Source organism: Streptomyces albidochromogenes (assembly GCF_005981925.1).
GTDB classification, from domain to species: domain Bacteria; phylum Actinomycetota; class Actinomycetes; order Streptomycetales; family Streptomycetaceae; genus Streptomyces; species Streptomyces albidochromogenes.
Genome location: NZ_VBVX01000320.1, coordinates 1 through 7,081, shown reverse-complemented (window position 1 = coordinate 7,081; position 7,081 = coordinate 1). Strand labels below are relative to the sequence as shown.

Sequence of the window (7,081 nt, the reverse complement as noted above, 5' to 3'; positions counted from 1 at the left end):
TATAAGAGACAGTGCGGGACCTCCCCGCGGCGATGCGGCGACGCGGCGGGCGGGTGAACGGGGCGGTCGGTGAGGCTCGTGCGGCTCGGAGCGGGTCAGTCCGGGGGCTGCTGCGACTGCGGCGGTGCGTCGGTGGCGCCGCCGGCCGGCGGCGCGGTCGGCGTCCCGGAGACCGTTCCGGCCGGTGCGCTCGGTGGCACGGAGGTCGCCGGGGGAGTGGTGCGGGTGAGGGACGACGAGGAGGAGGAAACGGGCGGGGAGGCAGGCAGTACGGACGGCAGTTGGGACGGCGGTTCGGAGGTGGAGGCGGAGGGGCTGGACGCGGGGACGCCGGTGCCCGGGTCGCCGCCCGGCAGCAGCGCGGCCACCGCCGCCGCGCCCGTACCGGCGAAGGCGAGGCACGCGGTGGCGGCCAACAGCGCCAGCCGTCGCCGCTGACGCCGGGTGCCGCGTTCGGAGATCAGTGAGGCGGGGACCGGCCGCGCCTGCGCCTGTCCGGCCGCGGCCGCCTGCTTGAACGCGTTCCTCAACGGGTCGTGGGGCTCAGGCACCGTAGGCCTCCTCAGCGCGCGGATCATGCAGAAGGTGGGAGAGGGCGGCCCGGCCTCGGGCCAGGTGCGTCTTGACTGTGCCGGTGGACAGGCCGGTCTCGGCGGCGATCTGGGCGACCGTCAGGTCGCACACGTAGTGCAGTGTCACCGTCCGCCGCTGCCGGGGCGGCAGTTCGCGCAGCGCCGAGACCAGCGCCACCTGCTCGGGGCCCGGCCCCGGCTCGGACGGCGGGCTGCCGCGCCGCTGCCAGGCGTCCGCCGAGCGGCGGCGCACCCGCCATCTGCTGACCGCCAGCCGCCAGGCCACGGTGCGGATCCACGCCTCGGGTTCGGCGCCGCCGTCGAGCTGCCGGCGCCGGGTCCAGCCCCGGACGAAGGCCTCCTGCACGACGTCCTGCGCCTCGTGCAGATCGCCGAGCATCACATACAGCTGCCCGATGAGACGGGACGCCGTATGCGCGTAGAACTCTTCGAACTCCTCGACGGTCAACAACCACTCCTGGATCTCTTCGGTCTCACCGGGCATACGCCCGGGAGCCCGCATCCGGTTGACACGGAAGGCAAAGATCCGGAGTGAGGCCGATCACAGTACGAAAGCGCATACCATGCGGCGCGTCGCATCCATCGCATCATCTCCGATCGAGGGGACTTCAGCGTGCGCACCAAGGTCCTGCCTTCCCTGCTCTGTGCCGGCCTCATAGCGGCAACCGGTCTGTCGGCCGCCTCGCCCGCTCTCGCCGCCACCCACGCGACGACATCCGGCGCACCCCCGGCCTCCCTCGCATCCACGGCTTCCTCGGCATCGGCCGCCGCCGACGGCGTACGCGAAAAGCTGGAGCGCATCCCCGGACTGACGGTCGTTTCGGTCGCCGACAAGGACGGATTCCCCTTCTTCACGCTCACGCTGGCCCAGCCCGTCGACCACCGCGCCCCCGGCAGAGGGACCTTCCAGCAGCGGTTCACGCTCTGGCACAAGGCCGAGACGGCGCCGGTCGTGCACTACACCGGCGGATACGGCCTGTCCTCGGGCACCCGCGAGATCACCACGCTGCTCGGCGCGAACCAGGTCAGCGTGGAGCACCGCTACTTCAACACCTCGCGCCCCAGCGCCGTCGACTGGGACGACCTGAACGTCTGGCAGCAGGCGAGCGACGAGCACGCGATCGTCCAGGCGCTCAGGAGTCTCTACACGGCGAAGTGGATCGGCACCGGCGCGAGCAAGGGCGGGATGACGCAGGTCTACCACGAGCGCTTCTACCCCGGCGACCTGGACGCCGTCGTCGCGTACGTCGCTCCGAACGACGCGAACAACCGCGACGACAGTGTCTACGAGAACTTCTTCAAGACGGTCGGCACGCCGGAGTGCCGGGCCGCCCTGGACGCCGTGCAGCGCGAGATGCTCGTGCGGCGCGACGCGATACTGGCCCGCTTCGAAGCCACGTCCAAGGAGCAGGGCCTCACCTTCGCCTACCTCGGCTCGGCGGACCGGGCCTTCGAGTTCTCGGTGCTCGACCAGGTGTGGAACTTCTGGCAGAGCGGCACGTACACCGACTGCCCCACCGTCCCGGACGCCGAGAAGGCGACCGACGACGAGCTGTACAGATGGTCGATCAACCACGGACTGAGCATCTACGCCGACCAGGGCAACGGGGCCGAGGGCAGCGGCCCGTACTACCGGCAGGCGGCGGCCCAGCTCGGCTGGGCGGACCTGAAGTTCAAGCACCTGCGCGATGTCCGTAAATACCCGGACATCTATCAGCCCAACTCGGTCCTGCCCACCGCCATGCGCACCACCTACGACGGCCGCGTCATGAAGGACGTCGACCGCTGGGTGGCGACACGCGGCGAGCGCATGATGTTCGTGTACGGGCAGAACGATCCGTGGAGCGCCGAGCAGTTCAAGCCCAGCAAGAACGACTCGCACCTCTACGTGGCGCCGGACACCAACCACGGCGCGCTCATCTCCAAGCTGACGCCCGCCGAGCGGGCCGAGGCGCAGGCCACGGTCAAGCGCTGGGCCGGTCAGTAGACACCCCGGCCCAGCGCCCCGCTTCATCGGCCGAGCGCCGCCCTCATCGTCTTCTCGGCGATGGGGGCCGCCAGGCCGTTGCCGCTGACCTCCGAGCGGGCCGCGCCCGAGTCCTCGACGACGACCGCGACCGCCACCTCCTTGCCGGTCGACTCGTCCTTCGCGTACGACGTGAACCAGGCGAACGGCGTCTTGCTGTTGTCCACGCCGTGCTGCGCGGTGCCCGTCTTGCCGCCGACCTCCGCGCCGCCGATCCGCGCGTTCGTCCCCGTGCCGTCCTGGACGACCGTGACCATCGCGCTGCGCAGCTGCTCGGCGGTGGCGGACGAGACGACCCGCTCGCCGCCCGCGTCCCCGAGATCCTCCAGCGTGTCGCCGTCCGCGTCGGTCACCTTGGAGACCATGTGCGGCGACACGAGCTCGCCGCCGTTGGCGAGGGCCGCCGAGACCATGGCCATCTGGAGCGGGGTCGCCGTGACGTCGAACTGGCCGATGCCCGTGAGCGCCGTCTGCGCCTCGTCCATCCCGGACGGGTACACGCTCCGCGCGGCCCGCACCGGCACGTCGAGCTTCTCGGTGTTGAAGCCGAACCTCTCCGCCATCGCCTTCACCTTGTCCTGGCCGAGATCGACGGCCAGTTTCGCGAAGACGTTGTTGCACGAGTACTTCAGCGCGGTGCGCAGCGTCGCGTCCTCGCAGGGTGCGGAGGCGTTCTCGTTCCTGAGGACGGTCCGGGTGCCGGGCAGCGTGTACGGGTTCGGGCTGTCCGTCCGCTCGTCGACCGACCCGTGGAGCCCGTCCTCCAGGGCGGCCGCGGCGACCACCAGCTTGAACGTGGAGCCGGGCGGCAGGGGCTGCCGCAGTGCCCGGTTGACCATCGGCTTGTCCTCGTCGCCGGTCAGCCGCTGCCAGGCGTCGCCGTCCGTCGTACCGCTGATCCGGGACGGATCGTACGAGGGCGTGGACACCATGCCCAGGATCTCCCCGGTCTTCGGGTCGACCGCGACGGCCGCGCCCTTCTTGTCGCCGAGCGCCTCGAACGCCGCCTTCTGCACGGCGGGGTCGATGGTCGTCACGACGTCGCCGGGGTCGCTCTGCCTGCCCATGACGAGGTCGGCCGGGTTCTTCAGCCTGGGATCGGTCCCGTCGAGGACGTCGCTGTAGATGCCGTCGAGCTGGGTGGCACCGTACGCCTGCGAGCTGTAGCCGGTGACTGCCGAGTAGAGCTCACCGTCCTTGTAGGTCCGCTTGTACTGGAGATCGCTGCCCTCCGTCTTCCTTGATCCGGTGACCGGGGAACCGGCCACGATGATGTTCCCGAGCGGCTGCGCGTACTGCGCGATGACGTTCCGCCGGTTGTGCTTGTCGTCCGCGAGGGCCTGGCCTTGATATGCCTGCACCCAGGTGATCCGCACCAGCAGGGCGAGCACCATCAGCAGGCAGAAGACCGAAGCGCGCCTGATTGTCTTGTTCATCCCGTACGGGAGACGAACGGGACGGCCGGCCGCGTTCCCTCATGCCGCGCTTCTCACACAATCCTCATCCGGCACACCAGCCGCCTGCCCCCGCCGCGCCGGGTCCGGTCGCTTCAGCGCGGTGCGATGAAGCCCGACTCGTAGGCCGCGATCACCGCCTGGGTCCGGTCGCGCGCCCCGGTCTTCGCCAGCACGGCCGCCACATGGCTCTTGGCCGTCGCCGGGCCGACCCGCAGCCGGTCCGCTATCTCCGCGTTCGTCAGCCCCGTCGCCATCAGCCGCAGCACCTCCGCCTCCCGGTCGGTCAGCCGCGCGGCCCAGGGCGGCGGAGGCGCCGGCTGCCGCCCGGCGTGCTCGGCGGCCAGGCCGCGCACCGCCGAGGGGAACAGCAGCGAGTCACTGCGCGCGACCAGCCGCACCGCCTGGACCAGGTCCTCGGCGGCGGCGCGCTTGAGCAGGAACCCGGCGGCTCCGGCCCGCAGGGCGTCGTACACGTAGGAGTCGTTCTCGAAGGTGGTGACGACGACCACGCGCGGGGGCGTCTCCATACCGCCGAGGATCTGCTCGGTGGCGCGGATGCCGTCGATCTCCGGCATGCGGACGTCCATCAGCACCACGTCGGGCCGCAGCTCCCGCACCACGGACACGGCCTCGGCGCCGGTCGCCGCCTCGCCCACGACCTCCAGGCCGGGCTCGGCGTCGAGGATGACCCGCAGCGCGGTGCGGACCATGCGCTCGTCGTCGGCGAGCACGACCCTGACCGGCGCGCTCATCGCGTGCCTCCCACGCCGCCGGCCGGCAGACGGGCCGTGAGCCGCCACACGTCGCCGTGCGCGCCCGCTTCGGCACGGCCGCCGAGCAGCGTGGCCCGCTCCGCTATGCCGGGCAGACCCCGGCCGCCCCCGGGTCGTACCACCGGAGCCCTGTCGGGCAGCGGGTTCTCCATCACGATCTCCAACTCCTCGCCCCGCAGGGCGATCCTCAGCGACACCGGTGCGGCGCCGCCGTGGCGAAGGGCGTTGCTCAGCCCCTCCTGGACGATGCGGTACGCCTCACGGGACACCGGCTCCGGCGCCCGCGCGGCCGGATCCCCGTCCCGCGTGCAGGTGACCTTCACGCCGCTGCGCGCCAGCAGGTCGTCCAGCGCGTCCAGGGTGGGACCCGGCAGGTCGCCGCCGGCGTCCTCGCCCTGCCGCAACAGACCGAGCACGGCGTCCAGTTCGCCCACCGTGCGGCGCGTCGTCTCCTCGATCGCGGTCAGCGCCTCCCGTACGAACTCCACATCGTGCTCCAGAACCCTGCGCGCCGCGCCCGCCTGGAGGGTGACCGCGCTCAGCGCGTGCCCCACCGAGTCGTGCAGCTCACGGGCCAGCCGGTTGCGCACGGCGAGGTCCGCGGCCCGCCGCTCCGCCGTCGCCAGCCGGTCCGCCGGAGTCGGCCCGAGCAGCACCGGCGCCGAGCGGGCCAGCAGCGCCCCGGCCAGCGCCGCGCACGCCGCCAGCGCCACCAGCATCGCGAGCCCGGCGACCGGGGCGAGCGCCGGCCCCCAGCCGCGGGTGAGGACTTCCGGCAGGGCGAGCGGGCTGTCGCGCAGCCACGTCATCAGCGGCAGGGCGATCAGCGCGCCCGCGAACGGCGGCACCGCGAGCGTCATGCCGCTGATGACGCCGCCGAGTCCGAGGTGCAGCGTGAACCAGCCGGCGGTCCGCACCCGCGCCGCCCTCGACCGGGCCGGCCCGTCGGCCAGTCGCCCGGCGGGCACCGCGCACAACGCCCGTACCGCGCCCACCGACAGGGGCCTGACCAGGGGGAAGAACGCGGTGAGAGCGGCGGTCGGAAGGGCGACGCCGAACGCGGCGAACTGGAGCCTGGTGGAGGTGAAGACGTTGTCCTGGCCGAGGAACGGGCCGACGAAGACGCTGCCGAGCAGGAAGTACGGCATCGACAGCGCGCCGCCGAGGATCAGATGGATCCAGCGCAGCCGGGCCCGCGCGTCGAACAACCGCTTCACGCCGCGCGCCCCCGTATTCGTCCCCGTGCCCGGCCGTCTGCCCGGCTCTCCTCCCGTACCGCCCCCGCCTCCGTGCCGCCCGAGGGACCGTCCTGCCCGCGCCTCCACAGGAAGCGGGCGCCGACGGCCAGGACCAGGAGACCGGCGATCATCTGCACAGCGTAGGTCAGCGTCATCGCCGCGGTGGCACGACCGGCTCCCTCGGCCGCGGGCATCGCCGAAGCGACCAGCAGCCAGCCGCCCCAGCATCCGAGCGCGCCCGAACCCACCCATGCGAGCGCCAGCGGCGTCCGGGTCGCGAGGCGGCGGCCGCGCCGCAGGGCGAGCGCCAGGACCCCGGCCACGGTCATCGCCGCGAACAGCACGTACGTCCCTTCGAGGAGACGGACGTCCGCCGTGGGCCCGACGATCCGGCTGCCGCTGAGCCCCGTGGTCGCGCCGGCGGCCCACATCGCGTGCGGCACGGCGGCCAGCGCCGCGAGCAGGGACGCCGCCACGCCGGCCGTCCTCAGCCCGGGGCCGACGGCCGAGCGGGGCAGCCTCCCCACCGTGCCCCGCCACAGATGACCCCAGCGGTCGCGGGCGTACAGGGCGAAGAGAGTGCCCAGCGCGAGCCCCTGGACGATGAAGCCGGTGTAGACGACGCCGAAGACCCATGCGTCGAGGAACGGTTCGCTGCCGGCCGGTGTGCTCGGCGCATCGGTGAACGCCCTCGCCAGCACTTGCAGGGGGAATCCCGTCATGATCGGCGTCAGCAGCCCCGTGGCCACCCACATGGGCAGCGCGAGCAGCCACGCCGGGACCCGCCGGCCCCAGCCCTGGGTGAGCAGCAGGGCCAGGACGACGACGGCCGCGTCCATCAGCACCGTGACGCCGTTGACGGCGGCCGTCACGCCGGGGTGGTCGAGGAGCACGCTGCCGTCCGGGATCCCGACGCGACTGCCCCCGATCCAGGCGGTCTTGAGGGCGATGTACCTGTCTCTTATACACATCTGACGCTGCCGACGATCGCATA

At 72.5% G+C, this 7,081-nt stretch carries 7 protein-coding genes; 1 reads left to right on the top strand and 6 read right to left on the bottom strand.

Features of this window, described 5'->3' with window-relative positions:
- Window positions 1-95 precede the first annotated feature (95 nt).
- A complete protein-coding gene (locus tag E2E34_RS28705; RefSeq protein WP_208765363.1) occupies window positions 96-551 on the bottom strand; it encodes a hypothetical protein in 456 nt (151 codons plus the stop codon).
- Window positions 544-1,077 (bottom strand): SigE family RNA polymerase sigma factor, encoded by a 534-nt coding sequence (locus E2E34_RS28700; protein WP_208765362.1) that lies wholly within the window; start codon window positions 1,075-1,077, stop codon window positions 544-546. The genes E2E34_RS28705 and E2E34_RS28700 overlap by 8 nt, the downstream gene beginning before the upstream one ends.
- Before the next feature lie 129 nt (window positions 1,078-1,206).
- Here E2E34_RS28700 and E2E34_RS28695 point away from each other — a divergent pair, with 129 nt between their 5' ends.
- Window positions 1,207-2,580, top strand: coding sequence for a S28 family serine protease (locus E2E34_RS28695; RefSeq protein ID WP_138904798.1), 1,374 nt, complete (start codon window positions 1,207-1,209; stop codon window positions 2,578-2,580).
- Window positions 2,581-2,603: 23 nt separating this feature from the next.
- On the opposite strand, the gene E2E34_RS28690 is transcribed toward E2E34_RS28695, so the two are convergent.
- The 4 genes from E2E34_RS28690 to E2E34_RS37645 form a co-directional block, all read right to left on the bottom strand.
- A complete protein-coding gene (locus E2E34_RS28690) occupies window positions 2,604-4,055 on the bottom strand; it encodes a penicillin-binding transpeptidase domain-containing protein (RefSeq protein WP_138904797.1) in 1,452 nt (483 codons plus the stop codon).
- A 113-nt stretch (window positions 4,056-4,168) separates the two neighbouring features.
- Complete coding sequence (locus E2E34_RS28685) at window positions 4,169-4,828, bottom strand: response regulator transcription factor (protein ID WP_138904796.1); 660 nt, start codon at window positions 4,826-4,828, stop codon at window positions 4,169-4,171.
- Window positions 4,825-6,066 carry a sensor histidine kinase gene (locus E2E34_RS28680; protein WP_244316206.1) on the bottom strand — a complete coding sequence of 414 codons (1,242 nt, stop codon included), beginning with the start codon at window positions 6,064-6,066 and terminating at the stop codon, window positions 4,825-4,827. Before E2E34_RS28680 ends, E2E34_RS28685 begins: the two co-directional genes overlap by 4 nt.
- On the bottom strand, window positions 6,063-7,058 hold the full coding sequence (locus E2E34_RS37645) for a hypothetical protein (RefSeq protein ID WP_244316208.1): 996 nt from the start codon (window positions 7,056-7,058) through the stop codon (window positions 6,063-6,065). The genes E2E34_RS28680 and E2E34_RS37645 overlap by 4 nt, the downstream gene beginning before the upstream one ends.
- Between the last annotated feature and the right edge of the window lie 23 nt (window positions 7,059-7,081).

Bases quoted from the DNA above. Each gene is read 5' to 3' on its own strand.
- E2E34_RS28685 (WP_138904796.1), bottom strand. From the start codon at position 4,828: ATGAGCGCGCCGGTCAGGGTCGTGCTCGCCGACGACGAGCGCATGGTC.
- E2E34_RS28690 (WP_138904797.1), bottom strand. From the start codon at position 4,055: ATGAACAAGACAATCAGGCGCGCTTCGGTCTTCTGCCTGCTGATGGTG.
- E2E34_RS37645 (WP_244316208.1), bottom strand. From the start codon at position 7,058: ATGTGTATAAGAGACAGGTACATCGCCCTCAAGACCGCCTGGATCGGG.
- E2E34_RS28700 (WP_208765362.1), bottom strand. From the start codon at position 1,077: ATGCCCGGTGAGACCGAAGAGATCCAGGAGTGGTTGTTGACCGTCGAG.